Source organism: Mycobacterium sp. IS-1742, assembly GCF_001500125.1.
In the GTDB taxonomy this organism is placed as follows: domain Bacteria; phylum Actinomycetota; class Actinomycetes; order Mycobacteriales; family Mycobacteriaceae; genus Mycobacterium.
Genome location: NZ_LQIV01000018.1, coordinates 1 through 17,713, shown reverse-complemented (window position 1 = coordinate 17,713; position 17,713 = coordinate 1). Strand labels below are relative to the sequence as shown.

Annotated in this window: 18 protein-coding genes; 13 read left to right on the top strand and 5 right to left on the bottom strand. The window is 69.4% G+C overall.

Annotated elements, in window-relative coordinates; genetic code table 11:
- Positions 1–9: 9 nt before the first annotated feature.
- The gene (locus tag AU196_RS12785) at positions 10–756 is read right to left on the bottom strand and encodes a hypothetical protein (protein ID WP_059095451.1); all 747 of its coding nucleotides are present in this window, start codon (positions 754–756) and stop codon (positions 10–12) included.
- Positions 753–1,496, bottom strand: a complete 744-nt coding sequence (locus AU196_RS12780) for a hypothetical protein (RefSeq protein ID WP_059095450.1) — start codon at positions 1,494–1,496, stop codon at positions 753–755. Before AU196_RS12780 ends, AU196_RS12785 begins: the two co-directional genes overlap by 4 nt.
- Positions 1,497–1,725: 229 nt before the next feature.
- Here AU196_RS12780 and AU196_RS12775 point away from each other — a divergent pair, with 229 nt between their 5' ends.
- Together AU196_RS12775 and AU196_RS12770 are read left to right on the top strand one after the other, a co-directional pair.
- Positions 1,726–2,331: a TetR family transcriptional regulator gene (locus AU196_RS12775; RefSeq protein WP_059095449.1), complete on the top strand. Its 606-nt coding sequence runs from the start codon at positions 1,726–1,728 to the stop codon at positions 2,329–2,331.
- A 39-nt stretch (positions 2,332–2,370) separates the two neighbouring features.
- Positions 2,371–2,730 carry a nuclear transport factor 2 family protein gene (locus AU196_RS12770; RefSeq protein WP_059095448.1) on the top strand — a complete coding sequence of 120 codons (360 nt, stop codon included), beginning with the start codon at positions 2,371–2,373 and terminating at the stop codon, positions 2,728–2,730.
- A gap of 48 nt (positions 2,731–2,778) precedes the next feature.
- On the opposite strand, the gene trhA is transcribed toward AU196_RS12770, so the two are convergent.
- Positions 2,779–3,522 carry a PAQR family membrane homeostasis protein TrhA gene (gene trhA, locus AU196_RS12765; protein ID WP_059095447.1) on the bottom strand — a complete coding sequence of 248 codons (744 nt, stop codon included), beginning with the start codon at positions 3,520–3,522 and terminating at the stop codon, positions 2,779–2,781.
- A 55-nt stretch (positions 3,523–3,577) separates the two neighbouring features.
- Between trhA and AU196_RS12760 the strand changes: the two genes are divergently transcribed.
- From AU196_RS12760 to AU196_RS12745, 4 genes are all read left to right on the top strand, one after another.
- Positions 3,578–4,375, top strand: a complete 798-nt coding sequence (locus tag AU196_RS12760) for a (2Z,6E)-farnesyl diphosphate synthase (RefSeq protein ID WP_059095446.1) — start codon at positions 3,578–3,580, stop codon at positions 4,373–4,375.
- Positions 4,376–4,396: 21 nt separating this feature from the next.
- Complete coding sequence (locus AU196_RS12755) at positions 4,397–5,749, top strand: hypothetical protein (protein ID WP_059095445.1); 1,353 nt, start codon at positions 4,397–4,399, stop codon at positions 5,747–5,749.
- A 125-nt stretch (positions 5,750–5,874) separates the two neighbouring features.
- Positions 5,875–6,282 carry a hypothetical protein gene (locus AU196_RS12750; protein ID WP_059095444.1) on the top strand — a complete coding sequence of 136 codons (408 nt, stop codon included), beginning with the start codon at positions 5,875–5,877 and terminating at the stop codon, positions 6,280–6,282.
- A 95-nt stretch (positions 6,283–6,377) separates the two neighbouring features.
- Entirely contained in the window at positions 6,378–6,776 is a 399-nt protein-coding gene (locus tag AU196_RS12745) for a hypothetical protein (RefSeq protein ID WP_059095443.1), read from the top strand.
- Positions 6,777–6,854: 78 nt separating this feature from the next.
- On the opposite strand, the gene coaA is transcribed toward AU196_RS12745, so the two are convergent.
- A complete protein-coding gene (gene coaA / locus AU196_RS12740) occupies positions 6,855–7,793 on the bottom strand; it encodes a type I pantothenate kinase (RefSeq protein ID WP_059095442.1) in 939 nt (312 codons plus the stop codon).
- 65 nt (positions 7,794–7,858) lie between these two features.
- Between coaA and AU196_RS12735 the strand changes: the two genes are divergently transcribed.
- The 6 genes from AU196_RS12735 to AU196_RS12710 all read left to right on the top strand — a co-directional run bounded on the left by AU196_RS12735 (position 7,859) and on the right by AU196_RS12710 (position 15,464).
- Positions 7,859–9,070, top strand: coding sequence for a hypothetical protein (locus AU196_RS12735; protein ID WP_059095441.1), 1,212 nt, complete (start codon positions 7,859–7,861; stop codon positions 9,068–9,070).
- 61 nt (positions 9,071–9,131) lie between these two features.
- Positions 9,132–10,610 (top strand): glycine hydroxymethyltransferase, encoded by a 1,479-nt coding sequence (locus AU196_RS12730; protein WP_059095440.1) that lies wholly within the window; start codon positions 9,132–9,134, stop codon positions 10,608–10,610.
- 56 nt (positions 10,611–10,666) lie between these two features.
- On the top strand, positions 10,667–11,494 hold the full coding sequence (locus AU196_RS12725; protein WP_059095439.1) for an acyl-ACP desaturase: 828 nt from the start codon (positions 10,667–10,669) through the stop codon (positions 11,492–11,494).
- 200 nt (positions 11,495–11,694) lie between these two features.
- Positions 11,695–13,008: an RNA 5'-3' helicase PhoH2 gene (gene phoH2, locus AU196_RS12720; protein WP_059095506.1), complete on the top strand. Its 1,314-nt coding sequence runs from the start codon at positions 11,695–11,697 to the stop codon at positions 13,006–13,008.
- A 92-nt stretch (positions 13,009–13,100) separates the two neighbouring features.
- Positions 13,101–13,748, top strand: a complete 648-nt coding sequence (gene dosR / locus AU196_RS12715; protein WP_059095438.1) for a hypoxia response regulator transcription factor DosR/DevR — start codon at positions 13,101–13,103, stop codon at positions 13,746–13,748.
- Between the two features lie 9 nt (positions 13,749–13,757).
- Complete coding sequence (locus AU196_RS12710) at positions 13,758–15,464, top strand: sensor histidine kinase (protein ID WP_059095437.1); 1,707 nt, start codon at positions 13,758–13,760, stop codon at positions 15,462–15,464.
- Here AU196_RS12710 and AU196_RS12705 read toward each other — a convergent pair whose 3' ends face one another.
- The gene (locus tag AU196_RS12705; protein WP_059095436.1) at positions 15,465–16,421 is read right to left on the bottom strand and encodes an Acg family FMN-binding oxidoreductase; all 957 of its coding nucleotides are present in this window, start codon (positions 16,419–16,421) and stop codon (positions 15,465–15,467) included.
- Positions 16,422–16,513: 92 nt separating this feature from the next.
- Here AU196_RS12705 and AU196_RS12700 point away from each other — a divergent pair, with 92 nt between their 5' ends.
- Positions 16,514–17,590, top strand: coding sequence for an NAD-dependent epimerase/dehydratase family protein (locus AU196_RS12700; protein WP_059095435.1), 1,077 nt, complete (start codon positions 16,514–16,516; stop codon positions 17,588–17,590).
- Positions 17,591–17,713 lie beyond the last annotated feature (123 nt).

The following is a 17,713-nucleotide window of genomic DNA, read 5'->3' as shown; positions in this document are numbered from 1 at the left end:
CGAGTTGCGTCACGGTGCCGTCACCTCATCGAGTTCGCGGGCGGTGGCCCTGCGCAGCAATACGATCAGCGCCCCGAGCCACAGGCTGAACACGACGACCGACCACCAGAAGGCCAGCGATCCGTTCCAGGCGAACGGACCGGACTGCGCGACGAACATCTGCGTGGCGATCACCTCGGTGACGATCTGCCAGATGCTCACGTAAGCGAACCACGTCGGGAAGATGTCGTTCTTGTCGTAGAGGATCGCGATCGCGAACACCAGGTAGGCCGCGGAGAAGCAGCCCAGCGACCCGTTGTAGGACAGCATTCCGAGGTCGTAGAGCAGGCTGACGATTTTCGGGTCGCGATCGGTGCGGAAGGTGGCGGTCAGAAAGCAGACCGCGACGAGCAGGAAGCCGGGCAGCGCACCGACCCCCATGCCGCCGATGTAGCCGTAGGCGAAGATCGGCCCCGTCGACATCCGCGACATGTGGTAGCCGACCAGGCCGTTGGTCACCGCAGCGCCGCCGAGCAGGATGAGCAGCACGGTGAAACCGATCTGGATGGTCGCACCGTTGCTGACGAAGAACGCCACCTTGTCCTCGGCGGTGACATCGGGCCGGGGCGGTGGGGTCACCCGGGCCAGGATGCAGATGATCACCCCGAACACCGCGTACCACACCGGGAAGAACCAGCAGACCCATCGCACGTCCCGCCTGCCGGGGGGCACGCGGCCCGCGCTGCGGAGCCGTTCCGCGGGTGCGAGCACGCTCATCGCAGGACGCCCTCGTCACGCGCCTCGCGCAACACCGCGGTGCGCAGCACGAAGAACATGACGATGACGAACACCGCGAACGCGCCGTTGCGCACCCAGAACGACAGGATCCCGTCCCAGGCCAGCGGGCCGGTGTGGAACACCGCTGCCCCCGCCGCGGGAATCATCGCCAGCCCGGTCGCGAGCGAGTAGTGGCCGACCCAGCGGGGGAACACCGGATCGGGTCCGTCGTCGAAGTGCACCGCGAGTGCCAGCAGGACGAACTGGGTGACCACCATTCCGACCGGCGCGATGAACACGATCCACGCCAGGTCGTTGAGCACCATGACCAACGCCGGATCGCGGTCCGGTCGAAAGGCCGCCACCAGGAAGAGGATGTTGGACAGCGCGAAAGTCGTTGCGCCGCTGACGACCGCGGTGAGGTAGCAGTAGGCGAACACGCCCGTCTGCGTTCGCATCCGCTTCATCTGCATGACGATGACCATGAAGAACGGCAGCACCATGATCCCGCAGAGGTTGAACGTCACCTGACTCAGGCGGATCCACGCGGTGTGTTCGGTGTAGAACGCGGCGACCTGCTCGGCGCTCATGGTGGGGGACATCGGCGGCCAGAAGCCGGGAAAGGCCAGCAGCGCGAGCAGCAGTACCGCGCCGACCGCCGGTCCCGTCCACAGGCAGACCCACTGCGCCTTGATCTTTCCTGCTTTCGGCAGGTCCTGGACCTGCTCGAGGATCTGCACCGTTGGCCTCCGTATGACTCGAGTCAGCTGACTGGGACGCCGGCCGCCCAGATGTCGAAACGGTCGTTGTCCGTGCCGTGCTGCGAACGACGGCCGCGTATACGCCTTTACCGTTGGGCTCACCGTAGCGGGTCTGCGCCCCGCGGAGAAGAAGATTTTTGATTTCAGTCAGTTTTATGGTTTCTCCCGTACGATCGCTGCAGCGTCACCACGTCAGAGCGGATCGAAGTTGCTGAAGCAGACGCCGTCGGAGCGCGGCAGAAAGGGCGCCCAGACCCGGGAGCGGTTGCTGGGCGCGGCGATCGCGGAGTTCAAACGTGGCGGGATCGCAGGCGCCGACATCGGCGCGATCGTCGCGTCGGCCGGTGTCGCACACGGAACGTTCTTCTTCCACTTCCCGACCAAGGAGCACGTGCTGCTGGAACTCGAGCGTCGCGAAGAGGAGCGCATGGCCGCCGAACTGGGCCGCTTCTTCGCCCGACCGCACGACGTGCGGGCCACGCTGGCCAAGATGGTCGAGCTGCTCGGCACCCTCGAGAACCGGCTCGGCAGCCGATTGTTCAAGGACTTCCTGGCGCTGCACTTCTCCACCACGCGTCCGCCGTCGGAGGAATCGACCGCCCATCCCGTCGTCTTCGCCGTCGTCGAGGAACTGGGCCGTGCCCGCGACCGCGGTGAGATCCCGGCCGGCGTCGACGTCCTCAACAACGGGGTGTCGTTCCTGGTGGGCCTGTACGCCCTGCTGATCACACTGCCCGAGGACCGCGGGATCCGCACTCCGGTCATCGAGGAGTACCTCACCACCTACCTGTACGGGCTGCGGGTGAAAGGGTGACCGGGCGCGCCCGGACGGTCGCGGTGTAGCCTGCGGCACATGGCCGTCGACCCCAAAGCCCTGGTTCAGCGTTACCTCGACACCGTCGCCTCCGGCACCGCTGACGACGTCGCCGCGCTGTACGCCGAGGACGCCACGCTCGAGGACCCCGTTGGCGGGGGAGAGGTGCACATCGGACGGCACGCGATCGCGGGGTTCTACAAGAACATGGACGGGGCGGAGATCAGCACGGAGCTGCTGACGATCCGCGTCGGCGGCAACGAGGCGGCGTTCCTGTTCGCGATCACCGTCGGCGGCGCCATGCGCATCGAACCGATCGAGATCATGACGTTCACCGCCGACGGGCAGATCGCCTCGATGAAGGCCTACTGGGGTCCGGAGAACATCGCCCAGCTGTGATGTCGGCGTGCGGAGTCGCGCTGAGCGCGACCGCACACGCCGAAACCGCTACCCGGAGAAGACCGCGAACCACATCGCGATGTAGTGGCAGATCGCCGCGACCGCGGTGCAGGCGTGGAAGAACTCGTGGTGCCCGAACGTCGTCGGCCACGGGTTCGGCCATTTCAGCCCGTAGAGCACCCCGCCGATGCTGTACAGCGCGCCGCCGACGATCAGCAGCACCACCGCGGCGACGCCCGCGCCGTCCATGATCGGGCCGATGAACCACGCCGCCACCCAGCCGAGCAACAGGTACAGCGGCACACCCACCCATGCGGGGGCCGACGGCCAGAACATCTTGAGCAGCACGCCGGCCAGCGCGCCGCCCCAGACGATCCAGAACAGCACCATGCCCTTGCCCTCCGGCAGAGCCAGCAGGGCGAACGGTGTGTAGCTGCCCGCGATGAAGATGAAGATCATCGAATGGTCGGCGCGCTTCATCCACTTGCGCGCGACCGGCGATCGCCAGTTCACCCGGTGGTAGGTCCCGCTGACGGCGAACATCGCCACGATCGTCAGCGTGTAGATCAGCGTTGCGATGCCCGCGCGGGTCGACACGACCGCCCATGACACCGACACCAGCGTCGCCCCGCAGATCACCGCGACGATCGCGGAGTAGACGTGGATCCAGCCGCGGGCGCGTGGCTTGCCGATGAACTGGGCGACCCGTTCGGCGACCGCCTCGGGGAAGTCCTCGGGCTCACCGGCCGGGCTCGGCTTGCTGGCGTCGATCGGCGTGGACGGGGTCGTCATGTCACCTCCGTCAAGTCGGTTGGGGCACTCGGCCGCCACAGTAGTCTGAATACCCATGGACATCATTCCCCGCGGTCTCAAGGAGCCTGCATACCGGCTCTATGAGATGCGGTTGCGTCAGGAACTGATGCGGTCCAAATCACAACTGCCGCGCCACATTGCGGTGCTCTGCGACGGCAACCGCCGCTGGGCGCGTGACGCCGGTCACGACGACGTCAGTTACGGCTATCGGGTCGGCGCGGCGAAGATCGCCGAGATGCTGCGGTGGTGTCAGGCCGCGGGCATCGAGATGGCCACCGTGTATCTGCTGTCGACCGAGAATCTGCGGCGCGACCCCGACGAACTCGCCGAACTCCTCGAGATCATCACCGGTGTTGTCGAGGAGATCTGCGCACCGGCCAACCGGTGGAGCGTGCGCACCGTCGGAGATCTCTCGCTGCTCGGCGAGGAACCGGCGCGACGGCTGCGCGACGCCGTCGAATCGACCCAGACGGAGGCGACCGCCGGATACCTCCACGTGAACGTCGCCGTCGCCTACGGCGGCCGACAGGAGATCGTCGACGCGGTGCGCGCCCTGCTCGGCAAGAAGCTGGCCGACGGCGTCTCCGGGGACCAGTTGGTCGAGGCGGTCACCGCCGAAGCGATCTCCGAGAACCTCTACACCTCGGGTCAGCCCGATCCGGACCTGGTGATCCGCACCTCCGGCGAGCAGCGTCTCTCGGGATTCCTGTTGTGGCAGAGCGCCTACTCCGAAATGTGGTTCACCGAGGCGTACTGGCCCGCGTTCCGGCGGGTGGACTTCCTGCGCGCACTGCGCGACTACACGCGCCGGGATCGCCGCTACGGCGTCTGAGACGCGTGCCACACTTGTGCCATGGCTGCGCTGTCCGCCGTGGTCTTCGCGCTGAGCTGGTGGCTGGGTCTATATCTGCTCGCGCGCAACCCGCGTAAGCCCGTCCTCGTGTCGGCCGCGCTCGGGTTGACCGGGTTCGCCGTCGTGGTGGCTCTCGACGCCGTGCGAGTGTTCAGCGGCGCCGACATGCTCGGCCGGGTCGAGATCTACCTCGTCGTCGTACCGGGCGTCGCATGGTTCGCGGTACTGCTCGAACTGTCACGTCCGCCGGACACGGCGCGTGGGCGGGCCGGTGAGCGGATCGCGGTCGCCTGCGTCGCGGCGTTGGCATTGGCCGGCGCCGCGATGGCCGGCAGCGTCGAGGGCCCACTGCGGACGGGGCACTGGGTGATGTTCGCCGCGGTCTCGGTGTCCGCGCTCGCCGCGATGGTGCTCGCGGTGCGCCGCGGGGTGAAACCCGTTCCGGTGGTGGGGTTCCTGGTCATCGCGACCCTGTTCTTCGCACTGGGCAACGCGATCCTGGTGATCCCGCTCGGCCTCGTCCCGAGTTGGCTGGCGCTGGCATCGACGGGGTTCGACGTCGCGCTGCTCGGCGTGGCGGTGGCGATCTGGGATGCGTTCGACGAGGGGCAGGCGTTGCGCGCCGACATGCGGCGCTCGTTCGTCGCGACGACGGTGGTCGCGTTGCTGTTCGGCGGTCAGGTGCTCCTGGGTATGGCGTTCGCCGGCACGGGGACCGCGCTGGCGGTGCTGTTGTTCACCAGCCTCGCGCTCGCGATCGCGGTCAACGTGCTCGCCGATCCGCTGGCCGGGGTGCTGGACCGGTTGGCGTTCTCCCGCTCGCCGGATCTGCGCGCCGACCGGGCCGCGTTGCGCCGCACCGAGGCGGCGCTGCCGCGGCGGGCCACCAACCCCCTCGACGACGTCGACGACGAGACCTTCACCCGGCTGACGCGTCGTGCGCTCGGGCACTACGGCGACCTCGCCAAGCTCATGGCCAACCCGTTGACGGCGCTGCCCGTCATCGACGAACGCCTCGCCGCCCGCGGCGCCCCCGATCAGCCGTTGGAACGCGCCACAGAGCTGCGGGCGTTGCTGGCCGACCGGATCGCCCGGCTCAAACCGCGCGACGGCGGCGACTTCGGCACCACCGAACAGTGGCGGCACTACAACTCGCTGTACTTCCCGTACGTGGCCGGTGTGCGCGCCTATGCCCAGAACGCGACGCCGGCGGGGCTGGATCCCGTCGCCCGGCGGGCCTGGCAGTGGTTGGTCACCGAGGTGCCGCAGCGCTCGCTGCACAACTGGCAGACCGCCGCGGCCAAAGTGATCGCCGCCGATCTGCGCAGCGATCTGGTCAGCGCCCGCAACTGACCGGCAGCGCGCTGACCTGCGGCTGGCAGTAGTCGGCAGCGTCCGGGGTCGATCTGGCAGTGCGTTCTCCGCAGCATCGGTGGTGTCCACAGATTCACCGGAGACCTCACCGCCGAGGAGCCGACATGACCGCAATCGTCACCCGCCCACTGTCCGATTCCACCGACTCGCTGCTGCGCTTCGCGTTGCGCGCCGACGCGACCCTGTGCGCGGCGCTCGGCCTGTTCGTCGCGATGGCCGCCGACCCGCTGTCGCGGCTCTCGGGCCTCTCGTCCACGGCCGAGTGGATCGGCGGCGCGTTGCTGGTCGCGTACGGCGCCCTGCTTTACGTGTTGGCGGCCGTGCCCGACGTGCGCCGTGTCGGGGCAGGTGTGCTGGCCGGCAACGTCGGCTTCGCCGTGATAACCGCAGTGGTGCTCATCGGGGGCTGGTTGCCGCTCACCGCCGCGGGGGTCGTCATGACCGTCATGTTTGCCGTGGTGACGCTGGCCTTCGCCTATCTGCAGTACCTCGGGGTGCGCCGTCTGGCGTGACTCCCTCCTGCCGGTGCGGGGCGCCGCTGTTCGAAGGCGTGTCGCCCCGCATCCGGCCCCTGGTTGTCCCCGTTGTTCCCACGAAGGAGAAGAGAATGACCGCTGTCACCGCCCCCACCACCACCCGGGACCGTTTCCTGCGGATGGCCATGCGCGCCGACGCCGTGCTGACCGGGCTGGCCGGTGTTGCCGCATTGCCGCTCGCCGCACGGATGGCCGACTGGTCCGGCACGACGACGACGATCGAATACTCACTGGCCGCGTTCTTCATCGTCTACGGGCTCGTGGTGTTCGGTCTGTCGATGCTGCCGTCGCTGCGCAGTGCCGGACTCGCGGTGATCGTGGCCAACCTCGCCTACACCGTCGCCGCCGTCGTGGTCGTCGCCACCGACGTGTGGACGATGACGACCGTCGGCGTGGTGCTCACTCTTGCGACCGGTGTCTACACCGCGGTGTTCGCCGAACTGCAGTACGTCGGCTGGCGCCGGCTCTGACCTCGCGACCAGACACAGAATCGCCCTGGAACTCCAGTTCCAGGGCGATTCTGTGTCTGCTCGCGCGGGAACGGGACCTCACAACTTGCGCAGGCGTAGCCGATTGATCGCGTGATCGGCGTCCTTGCGCAGCACCAGCGTCGCCCGCGGGCGGGTCGGCAGGATGTTCTCGATGAGGTTCGGCCGGTTGATCGAGTGCCAGATGTCGCGAGCAGCGAACACGGCCTGCTCGTCGGTCAGCGTGGCGTAGTGGTGGAAGTGCGACGCGGGGTCGGCGAACGCCGTGGACCGCATCGTCAGGAACCGGGAGATGTACCAGCCCTCGATGTCCTCGAGGCGGGCGTCGACGTAGACCGAGAAGTCGAACAGGTCCGAGACCATCAGTGCCGGCCCGGTCTGCAGCACGTTGAGACCCTCGAGGATGAGGATGTCGGGATGCCGGATCACCTGCTTGTCGCCGGGGACGATGTCGTAGAGCAGGTGTGAGTAGACCGGCGCACACGCGTAGTCGGCGCCGGATTTCACCGCGGTGACGAACCGCATCAGCGCCCTGCGGTCGTAGCTTTCCGGGAAACCCTTGCGGTGCATGATGTTCCGACGCGCCAGCTCGGCGTTCGGGTACAGGAAGCCGTCGGTGGTGACCAGGTCGACGCGGGCGTGGTTGCCCCAGCGGGCCAGCAGCGCCTGCAGCACACGGGCGGTGGTGGATTTGCCGACGGCCACGCTGCCCGCGACGCCGATGATGAACGGCACCGGCCGGTCCGGGTTCTGTTGCGGTTCGCCGAGGAACTCCGACGTCGCGGCGAACAACCGCTGCCGCGCGGCGACCTGCAGATGGATCAGCCGGGCCAGCGGGAGGTAGACCTCTTCGACCTCGAGGAGGTCGAGTTTCTCGCCGAGACCTCGGAGCTTCTTCAGCTCGTCTTCGGTCAGCTTCAGCGGCGTCGACATTCGCAGCGCACGCCACTGGGTGCGGTCGAACTCGACGTAGGGGCTCGGTTCGCTCAGCCGCGCCATGGGGCCAGTCTTGCAGTACGGGCTCCGGGGTGTACGCCTGGGGCGACCCGGTTAGCGTGTCGGGCATGGAGCCCGACACCCTGATCCGCGAATATCTGCTCCTCGGTCTGCGCTTCGACCGCATCGAGGACGGCTACGTCGACTCCTTCACCGGCGACCCCGCGCTGCGGCGGATGGTGGCCGACGAGCCCGCGCCGGACCCCGCAGATCTGGCCCGTCAGGCCGAGCGACTGATCGCGGCGCTGCCCGACACCCCGCGCACCGGAGGGTTCGACGAGGCGCGCGCGGACTACCTCACCGCGCACCTGCGGGCGCTGGCGCTGGCGGGCCGCAAGTTCGCCGGTGAGGACGTCGGGTTCGTCGACGAGGTCGAGGCGTACTTCGACGTGCGGATCGCCAAGGGGGACCCGGAGGCGTACCGGCAGGCGCACGTCGCGCTGGACGAGGCGCTCGGCGGCACCGGGCCGCTGGCCGATCGGATCCAGGCGCACCGCACCGCCGACGAGATCCCGCCCGAGCGGCTCGAAGTGTGCATCCACGCGTTCTCGAGCGCGCTGCGCGACCGGGTGCGGGCGACGTATCCGCTGCCCGACACCGAGACCATCACCTACGAGGTCGTCACCGACAAACCGTGGTCGGGGTTCAACTACTACCTGGGCGACTACCGCTCGACGGTCGCGGTGAACGCCGACCTCAAACAGCAGATGGCCAACCTGCCGCGACTGGTGGCCCACGAGTCCTACCCGGGCCACCACACCGAGCACTGCCGCAAGGAAGCGGGGCTGGTCGCGACACTCGGCCAGGCCGAGCAGACGATCTTCCTGGTCAACACGCCGCAGTGCCTGATGGCCGAGGGGCTGGCCGACCTCGCGCTGTACGCGGCGATCGGACCGAACTGGGGGAGCTGGGCGGCCGAGATCTACGCCGACCTCGGGCTGCGGTTCGACGGGGCACGCGCCGAGGCGGTGTCGGCGGCCACGACGGCGCTGGCCGACGTGCGCCAGGACGCCGCGATCATGCTGCACGACGAACACCGCCCGGTCGACGACGTCGTGGCGTTCCTCAAGCGGTGGCTGCTGGTCGACGACGACCGGGCGCGCCAGATGCTGCGGTTCCTGTCGTCGCCGCTGTGGCGGGCGTACACGTCGACCTACGTCGAGGGCTACCGGCTGCTGCGCGGGTGGCTCGACGCGCGACCGGCCGGCGTCGGGCTGACCGAGCGGTTCGGCCGACTGCTCGACGAACCGCTGATCCCCTCGGCGCTGCGCGTGGCCTGACCGTCGCCGCTGATGGTGGCTGATTTCTGCCGCACGGCCGTGCGCGATTACCCTCGACAGCATGACTGCAGACCCCGTGACCTCGTCGGCGGCCGCTCCAGGCGCCGAGTACGCCGACACCGCGAGCGCCGCATATCGGGCCGCGCTCCAGGTCATCGAGTCCGTCGAACCCCGGATCGCCGCGGCCACCCGCAAAGAGCTGGCCGATCAACGTGATTCGCTCAAGCTGATCGCCAGCGAGAACTACGCCTCGCCGGCCGTCCTGCTGACCATGGGGACCTGGCTGTCCGACAAATACGCCGAGGGCACGATCGGCCACCGGTTCTACGCGGGCTGCCAGAACGTCGACGTGGTCGAGTCCGTCGCCGCCGAACACGCCCGCGAGCTGTTCGGCGCGCCGTATGCCTACGCGCAGCCGCACTCCGGCATCGACGCCAACCTGGTCGCCTTCTGGGCCATCCTCGCCACCCGCGTCGAGGCGCCCGGACTGGCCGAACTCGGCGCCAAGCACGTCAACGACCTGTCCGAGGCCGACTGGGAGAGCCTGCGCAACAAGCTGGGCAATCAGCGGCTGCTCGGTATGTCGCTCGACGCCGGCGGTCACCTCACCCACGGCTTCCGCCCGAACATCAGCGGCAAGATGTTCCACCAGCGCAGCTACGGCACCGATCCGGAGACCGGGCTGCTCGACTACGACAAGCTGGCCGCCGCCGCGCGTGAGTTCAAGCCGTTGATCCTGGTCGGCGGGTACTCGGCCTACCCGCGCAGGGTGAACTTCGCCACGCTGCGCGAGATCGCCGACGAGGTCGGCGCCACGCTGATGGTCGACATGGCCCACTTCGCCGGTCTGGTCGCGGGCAAGGTCTTCACCGGCGACGAGGATCCGGTGCCGCACGCCCACGTCGTCACCACCACCACGCACAAGTCGCTGCGCGGACCGCGCGGCGGGCTCGTGCTGGCCCAGCCGGAGTACTCCGACGCCGTCGACAAGGGCTGCCCGATGGTGCTCGGCGGACCGCTGTCGCACGTGATGGCCGCCAAGGCGGTCGCGCTGGCCGAGGCGCGGCAGCCGTCGTTCCAGGCCTACGCTCAGCGGGTCGCCGACAACGCCAAGTCGCTGGCCGAGGGGTTCCTCAAGCGCGGCGCCCGCCTGGTCACCGGCGGCACCGACAACCACATCGTGCTGCTCGACGTGACAAGTTTCGGGCTGACCGGCCGCCAGGCCGAGTCCGCGCTGCTCGACGCCGGCGTCGTCACCAACCGCAACTCGATCCCGGCCGACCCGAACGGCGCCTGGTACACCAGCGGCATCCGATTCGGCACCCCCGCGCTGACCACCCGCGGCTTCGGCGCCGCGGAGTTCGACCGGGTGGCCGAGCTGGTGGTCGACGTGCTGAACAACACCCAGCCGAATCCGACCGGCCCCACTGGGTTCTCCAAGGCCAAGTACACGCTGGCCGACGGCACCGCCGAACGGGTGCACGCCGCCTCGGCCGAGATGCTCGCGGCCAACCCCCTGTATCCCGGTCTCACGCTGTAGCGGCGACGCGCCGCGGGAATTTTACGGTTCCCACAGATTTAGGTTACTGTAACCGCATGGCACAGAAACCTGTTCCTAATGCGCTGACCGTCGAGCTGGAGCCGGTCGTCAAGGACGAGCTGCGTCGCCACCTCGACTCCGAGGACCTCTGGTTCGCGCACGACTACGTGCCGTTCGACCAGGGGGAGAACTTCGCGTTCCTCGGTGGTCGGGACTGGGATGCGTCGCAGGTGACGTTGCCCAAACACGTCACCGACGCGCTCGAGATCCTGCTGATCACCAAGGACAACCTCGCCGGCTACCACCGCGAACTCGTCGAGCACTTCATCCTCGAGGAGAAGTGGGGTCGCTGGATCGGCCGCTGGACCGCCGAGGAGCACCTGCACGCCGTCGCGCTGCGCAACTACCTCGTCGTCACCCGTGAGGTCGACCCGACCGCGAACGAGGACGTGCGCGTCGAGCACGTGATGAAGGGCTACCGGGCCGACCGCTTCAGCCAGATCGAGACGCTGGTGTTCATGGGGTTCTTCGAGCGCTCCCACGCGGTGTTCACCCGCAACCTCGAGGCGCAGATCGGCGAGCCCGTGCTCAAGGCGCTCGTCGGCCGGATCGCCGCCGACGAAGAACGCCACGAGGTGTTCTTCTCGAACCTCGTGGCGCACTGCCTGCAGACCCACCGCGAGGAGACCGTCGACGCGATCGCCAAGCGCGCGGCCGAGCTCGACGTGGTCGGCGCGGACATCGACGCCTACCAGGACAAGATCGCCGCAATGGCCGAGCACGGCATCTTCGACAAGGCCAGGTTGCGCGGCGTCATCTCCGACCGGATCACCGCCTGGAATCTGGCCGGCGAACCGTCGTTGCAGGAGTTCACGAACGCTTAACCTGACGCGCGCCGCACACCGGCGCGCCTGCAGGGCGCAGTCCCCGCGACGGGAGTAGCGTCGGCTCCGATGGCTAGCGAATTGCTCTGCTGTCCGGGCGGTACCCGATCGTTGCGATCACGAGAGGGCCGGCCCCGGCCCTGGTGCCGCAGTGTCCGCCGACAGGTTCGCGGGGGACCCGCGGATACCAGGAGCGCTACGTGACCGATTCGCCTCTCCGGACTTACGTGCTCGACACCTCCGTGTTGTTGTCCGATCCCTGGGCCACCACACGGTTCGCCGAGCACGAGGTGGTTGTCCCGCTGGTGGTCATCAGTGAATTGGAAGCCAAACGGCATCACCACGAGTTGGGTTGGTTCGCCCGGCAGGCGTTGCGCCTGTTCGACGACCTCCGACTCGAGCACGGACGCCTCGATCAACCCATTCCCGTTGGGACGGAAGGCGGCACGCTGCACGTCGAGCTGAATCACAGCGACCCGTCCGTGTTGCCCGCCGGGTTCCGCAACGACAGCAACGACGCCAGGATCCTCACGGTGGCAGCCAATCTCGCCGCCGAGGGCAAACGGGTCACGCTCGTGAGCAAGGATATTCCGTTGCGCGTCAAGGCCGGTGCAGTCGGCCTCGACGCCGACGAATACCACGCCCAGGACGTCGTGGTCTCCGGCTGGACCGGGATGGACGAGATCGACGTGACCGCCGATGAGGTCGACGCGCTCTTCTCCGACGGTGAGATCGATCTGGCACCGGCGCGGGATCTACCGTGTCACACCGGTGTTCGGCTGCTGGGCGGCAACTCGCACGCGCTCGGTCGGGTCAACGCCGCCAAGCGGGTGCAGCTGGTGCGAGGCGATCGCGAAGTGTTCGGCCTCCGGGGAAGGTCCGCCGAACAACGCGTCGCCCTCGATCTGCTCCTCGACGAATCCGTCGGCATCGTCTCGCTGGGCGGCAAGGCAGGCACGGGCAAGTCGGCGCTGGCGCTGTGCGCGGGACTCGAGGCAGTGCTCGAGCGGCGCACGCAGCGCAAGGTCGTGGTGTTCCGGCCGCTCTACGCCGTCGGCGGACAGGATCTGGGCTACCTGCCGGGCAGCGAGAGCGACAAGATGGGTCCGTGGGCGCAGGCCGTCTTCGACACCCTCGAAGGGTTGGCCAGCCCCGCGGTCCTCGAAGAGGTGCTCTCGCGCGGAATGCTGGAAGTGTTGCCGCTCACCCACATTCGCGGCCGCTCGCTGCACGATTCGTTCGTCATCGTCGACGAGGCGCAGTCGCTGGAGCGCAACGTCCTGCTGACGGTGCTGTCCCGGCTCGGCGCCGGGTCGCGCGTGGTGCTCACCCACGACGTCGCCCAGCGCGACAATCTGCGGGTCGGGCGTCACGACGGCGTGGCGGCGGTGATCGAGAAGCTCAAGGGCCACCCGCTGTTCGCGCACATCACGCTGCAGCGCAGTGAACGCTCGCCGATCGCCGCGCTGGTCACCGAGATGCTCGAGGAGATCAGCCCCGGCGCCCTGCCGTGACGTGGTGATTTCGGCGTGCGTGGCCGCGTCGGGCGCGACCACGCACGCCGAAGTCTCTTGCGGACCGGAGCGGCGATTGTGAGACTGGCAGCATGGTCCGGGTTTTCCTCGTCGACGACCACGAGGTGGTGCGTCGTGGGCTCATCGACCTGCTCGGCGCCGACCCGGAACTCGACGTCGTGGGCGAAGCCGATTCGGTGGCCTCGGCGCTGGCCCGGATTCCCGCGCTGCAACCCGACGTCGCGGTGCTCGACGTGCGGCTGCCCGACGGCAACGGCATCGAGCTGTGCCGGGAACTCCTGTCCCGGCTGCCCGACCTGCGCTGCCTGATGCTGACGTCGTTCACCTCCGACGAGGCGATGCTGGACGCGATCCTGGCCGGCGCGAGCGGGTTCGTCGTCAAGGACATCAAGGGCATGGAACTGGCGCAGGCGATCAAGGACGTCGGGGCCGGACGCTCACTGCTCGACAACCGGGCCGCCGCGGCGCTGATGTCCAAGCTGCGTGGCGACGTCGAACGGTCCGATCCGCTCTCGGGCCTGTCCGCCCAGGAGCGGGTGCTGCTCGATCTGCTCGGGGAGGGTCTGACCAACAAACAGATCGCGGCCCGGATGTTCCTGGCGGAGAAGACGGTCAAGAACTACGTGTCACGGCTGCTGGCCAAACTGGGGATGGAGAGGCGCACCCAGGCGGCGGTTTTCGTGTCGAAGCTGGATCGCCCCGGGCAGGGTGACGGCTAAGTTGGTGGGGTGACCGAGCCGGTCAGTCCCGATCAGCCGCGGGGGCAGCGTCCCCTGCGCGACACGCTGTCCGGGCTGCGGTTGCGCGAACTGCTCACCGAGGTGCAGGACCGCATCGACGAGATCGTCGAGGGGCGCGACCGTCTCGACGGGCTGGTCGACGCGATGCTGGTCGTCACCGCCGGACTGGATCTCGACGTCACACTGCGCACCATCGTGCACACCGCGATCCAGCTCGTCGACGCGCGCTACGGCGCGCTCGGGGTGCGCGGACACGGCCACGATCTCGTCGAATTCGTCCACGAGGGCATCGACGCCGGCACCCGCGAGCTGATCGGCCACCTGCCGGAGGGCCGCGGCGTGCTCGGCGTGCTCATCGACGACCCGCAGCCGATCCGCCTCGACGACATCCGCCACCACAGCGCGTCCGTCGGCTTCCCGGCCCACCATCCGCCGATGCGGACCTTCCTCGGGGTGCCGGTGCGTATCCGCGACGAGGTGTTCGGCAACCTCTACCTGACCGACAAGGTCGGCGGGCAGCCGTTCACCGAGGACGACGAGGTACTGGTGCAGGCGCTCGCCGCCGCGGCGGGTATCGCGGTCGACAACGCCCGGCTCTACGAACAGGCCAGGGCGCGGCAGGCGTGGATCGCCGCGACCCGCGACATCGCCACCGAGATGCTCTCCGGGGCCAGCCCCGCCACCGTCTTCCGCCGGGTGGTCGACCAGGCGCTGACGCTCACCGGTGCGGACGGCACGCTGGTCGCGGTGCCCGGCGACACCGAGGCCCCGCCCGACGCGGTGGCCGATCTGGTCGTCGTCGAGGCCGCGGGCGCGTTCACCGGTGACGGCCGCACCATCGCGCTCGACGACTCGCCGATCGGGCTCGCGTTCCGCAACCGCACACCCATGCGGCTCGATCGACTCACCCTGGGGCCATCGGAATACGGTGCGGCCCTTGTGCTTCCGCTGCGTGCCGCCGATACGGTGGCCGGTGTCCTGGTGGCCGCGCGGCCGCCTGGTGCGCGGGTGTTCACCGCGGAACAACTCGACGTGACGGCCGCGTTCGCAGACCAGATGGCGCTGGCCTGGCAGCTGGCCAGCTCACAGCGCCGGATGCAGGAACTCGAGATCCTCACCGACCGCGACCGCATCGCGCGCGACCTGCACGACCACGTCATCCAACGATTGTTCGCCGTCGGCCTGTCACTGCAGGGGACGCTGGCCCGGGTGCGCGACGGCGACGTCCAGCAGCGGTTGGCGGGCAACGTCGACGACCTCCAGGCGGTGATCCAGGAGATCCGCACCGCGATCTTCGACCTGCACGGGGGCGCGCCGGGAGCCACCCGCCTGCGTCAGCGCCTCGACGAGGCGATCGGCCAGTTCGCCGGCGCCGGGCTGCACACCACCACGCAGTTCGTCGGACCCCTGTCGGTGGTCGACGCGACGCTGGCCGACCACGCCGAGGCGGTGGTGCGCGAAGCGGTCAGCAACGCCGTCCGCCACGCCCGTGCCACCGAGTTGACGGTGCGGGTCACCGTCGCCGACGACCTGTGCGTCGAGGTGGCCGACAACGGCCGCGGCATCGACGGGTCGATCACCGAGAGCGGACTGCGCAATCTACGCGCCAGGGCGGAGGACGCCGGCGGCACGTTCACCGTCGGCGCGCAGGCGGGCGGCGGAACGCTGCTGCGGTGGCGTGCGCCGCTGCCCTGATCAGCCCGGTAGCGGGCGTCGCGGTGTGGCGGGCAGTTCGGCCGCGTCGGGGGGCGCCCACCCGATGCGCAGCAGCATCTGCGGGTGGGCCTGCGACTCGAAGATCTCCTCGCGCAACGCCGCCCGGGTGTCGGCGACCTCCAGCGGTTCGGTGACCGGGCAGCTGGCCAGGCCGATCGACGTCGCCGTGAGCAGCACGACGCTGGTGGCCTCGCCGGCGCGCAACCGGGCCAGTGCGTCGTCGTTCCGGGTGCCCAGGGCCAGGACCGCCGCGTTGTCCTTGCCGTCGCCGACCGCCGACGGAGCAGCCGTCGCGGTGCCGGCGAACACCCGTGCGGGGATGGCGGCGGCGCCGTCGGCGGGCGGGACGTTGGCCGCCGGGACGCCGGCCACCGATCCGTACCGGCCGCTCCACGTGGTGAGTTCACGCAAGTAGGCGTCGTCGTGCAGGTGTTCGCGCACCGCCCGGTCCACCGCGGCCCGCAGCCCGGTCAGCGATTCCACCCGTCGCAGCGACACACCGCCCCGCGCCGCGCGGGCGCCCATCACCGCGATGTCGGCGGGGGAGACCTCGCGATCGCTGTAGCGCCTGCGGTCGGTGCGCCGTCGCGGTATCGCCGCCGCGAGCGCCAGGTCGAGATCCGTCGGCCGGTGCGGCGAGAGCGCAAGCGTGGCAACCTTGTTCGGATCCGACGAATCCGGGAATCGGTGCACGCGAGCCTGCCAGCCCCGCGCCGCGAGCGCGACGACGGCGTGGTGCAGCGTCGCGCCGCAGCTGAGCAGGAAATCGCGTCCGTCGGGGTCGATGTGGTGCAGATGCAGGTCGGGCTCGGCGAACAGGTCCAGCCGGTCGGGGCCGACCTGCCAGCGCCACGGCTGGCTGTTGTGCACCGACGGGGCCCGCACGGCCGACGCCAGCGCGGCGCGCAGCGTCTCGGCGTCGGGAAACGTGGTCACCCTGCCAGGTTCACGCGCCGGCCCGCCGGGCGGTAGGGCACAAAGGCCCGAACGCGTTGATTGGACCCGTGCGGTCCGGGTACTGACCGAGTATGTCCACACGCGTCGTGATCACCGGAGCCAGCGGAAACGTCGGAACCGCCCTGCTGCACCGGCTCGCCGAGGCAGGCGGTTACACCGTGACCGGGGTGACGCGCCGTCGACCCCCGGAGACCGGGATCTACCGCTCCGCGCAGTGGCGTCAGCTCGACCTGGCCGATCACGAGGCCACCACCGTGCTGCAGGCCGTCATGCGTGACGCCGACGCGGTCGTCCACCTGGCCTGGGGATTTCAGCCGACCCGCAACGTGCAGTACCTGGACGCGGTCGGTGTCGGGGGAACCCGGGCGGTGCTGCGGGCGGCCGACGTCGCCGGCGTCGGTCAGCTGGTCCACATGTCGTCGGTGGGCACGTACGCGCCCGGCCGATACGGGCAGTACGTCGACGAGAGCTGGTCGACCGCCGGTGTGGACACCTCGGCCTACAGTCGCGCCAAATCCGCCGCCGAGTCACTGCTCGACGATTACGAGCGCAGCCACCACGACGGTCTCACCATCGCGCGGATGCGGCCCGGGTTCATCGTCCAGCGCAGTGCCGCAGGGGGATTGCGCCGGTACACGCTGCCCGCATTCATCGAGCCGCGGTGGCTCCGGTTCCTGCCGGTGCTGCCGCTGGACCGCAGCCTCGTCGTGCCGATCGTCCACGCCGACGACGTCGCCGACGCGATCGCCCGGACCGTCGAACAGCGCGCCGCAGGCCCGTTCAACCTGATGGCCGAACCCCCGGTGCGCCGTGCCGACCTGGCCGATGCGCTGGGCGCGTATCCGGTGCACGTGCCGTCGAGCGTGCTGCGACCGGCGGTGGCACTGTCGTGGCGGGCGCGGCTGCAACCGATCGACGAGGGCTGGCTCGACATGGCGTTCACCGTGCCGCTGCTCGACACCGGCCGGGCCCAGTCCGAACTCGGGTGGAAGCCGGCCCGCACGTCGCTCGACGCCATGGCGGACATGGGCGAGGGGTTCAAGCACTGCGCCGACACCGAGAGCCCGGTGCTGTCCTACCGGGGCCCGCTGACCAGCATGCTGCGGGATCTGCGCGCCGGGCCGATCACCGACCGCAAAGTCCCGTGATTTCGGTGTAGTGGGGGGGGGGGGGGGGGGGCGGCAGAAGCGCAAACACAAGTGGCCGGGGGGTTAACGAAGCCAGACGGGCGCGGGGGGGGGGGGGGGGGGGTGGGGGGGGGGGGGAGGGTT

Excerpts from the sequence above, each read along its gene's own strand:
- AU196_RS12785 (WP_059095451.1), bottom strand. The coding sequence starts at position 756 with ATGAGCGTGCTCGCACCCGCGGAACGGCTCCGCAGCGCGGGCCGCGTG.
- AU196_RS12770 (WP_059095448.1), top strand. The coding sequence starts at position 2,371 with ATGGCCGTCGACCCCAAAGCCCTGGTTCAGCGTTACCTCGACACCGTC.
- trhA (WP_059095447.1), bottom strand. The coding sequence starts at position 3,522 with ATGACGACCCCGTCCACGCCGATCGACGCCAGCAAGCCGAGCCCGGCC.
- AU196_RS12760 (WP_059095446.1), top strand. The coding sequence starts at position 3,578 with ATGGACATCATTCCCCGCGGTCTCAAGGAGCCTGCATACCGGCTCTAT.
- AU196_RS12755 (WP_059095445.1), top strand. The coding sequence starts at position 4,397 with ATGGCTGCGCTGTCCGCCGTGGTCTTCGCGCTGAGCTGGTGGCTGGGT.
- AU196_RS12750 (WP_059095444.1), top strand. The coding sequence starts at position 5,875 with ATGACCGCAATCGTCACCCGCCCACTGTCCGATTCCACCGACTCGCTG.
- AU196_RS12745 (WP_059095443.1), top strand. The coding sequence starts at position 6,378 with ATGACCGCTGTCACCGCCCCCACCACCACCCGGGACCGTTTCCTGCGG.
- coaA (WP_059095442.1), bottom strand. The coding sequence starts at position 7,793 with ATGGCGCGGCTGAGCGAACCGAGCCCCTACGTCGAGTTCGACCGCACC.
- AU196_RS12735 (WP_059095441.1), top strand. The coding sequence starts at position 7,859 with ATGGAGCCCGACACCCTGATCCGCGAATATCTGCTCCTCGGTCTGCGC.
- AU196_RS12730 (WP_059095440.1), top strand. The coding sequence starts at position 9,132 with ATGACTGCAGACCCCGTGACCTCGTCGGCGGCCGCTCCAGGCGCCGAG.
- AU196_RS12725 (WP_059095439.1), top strand. The coding sequence starts at position 10,667 with ATGGCACAGAAACCTGTTCCTAATGCGCTGACCGTCGAGCTGGAGCCG.
- dosR (WP_059095438.1), top strand. The coding sequence starts at position 13,101 with ATGGTCCGGGTTTTCCTCGTCGACGACCACGAGGTGGTGCGTCGTGGG.
- AU196_RS12700 (WP_059095435.1), top strand. The coding sequence starts at position 16,514 with ATGTCCACACGCGTCGTGATCACCGGAGCCAGCGGAAACGTCGGAACC.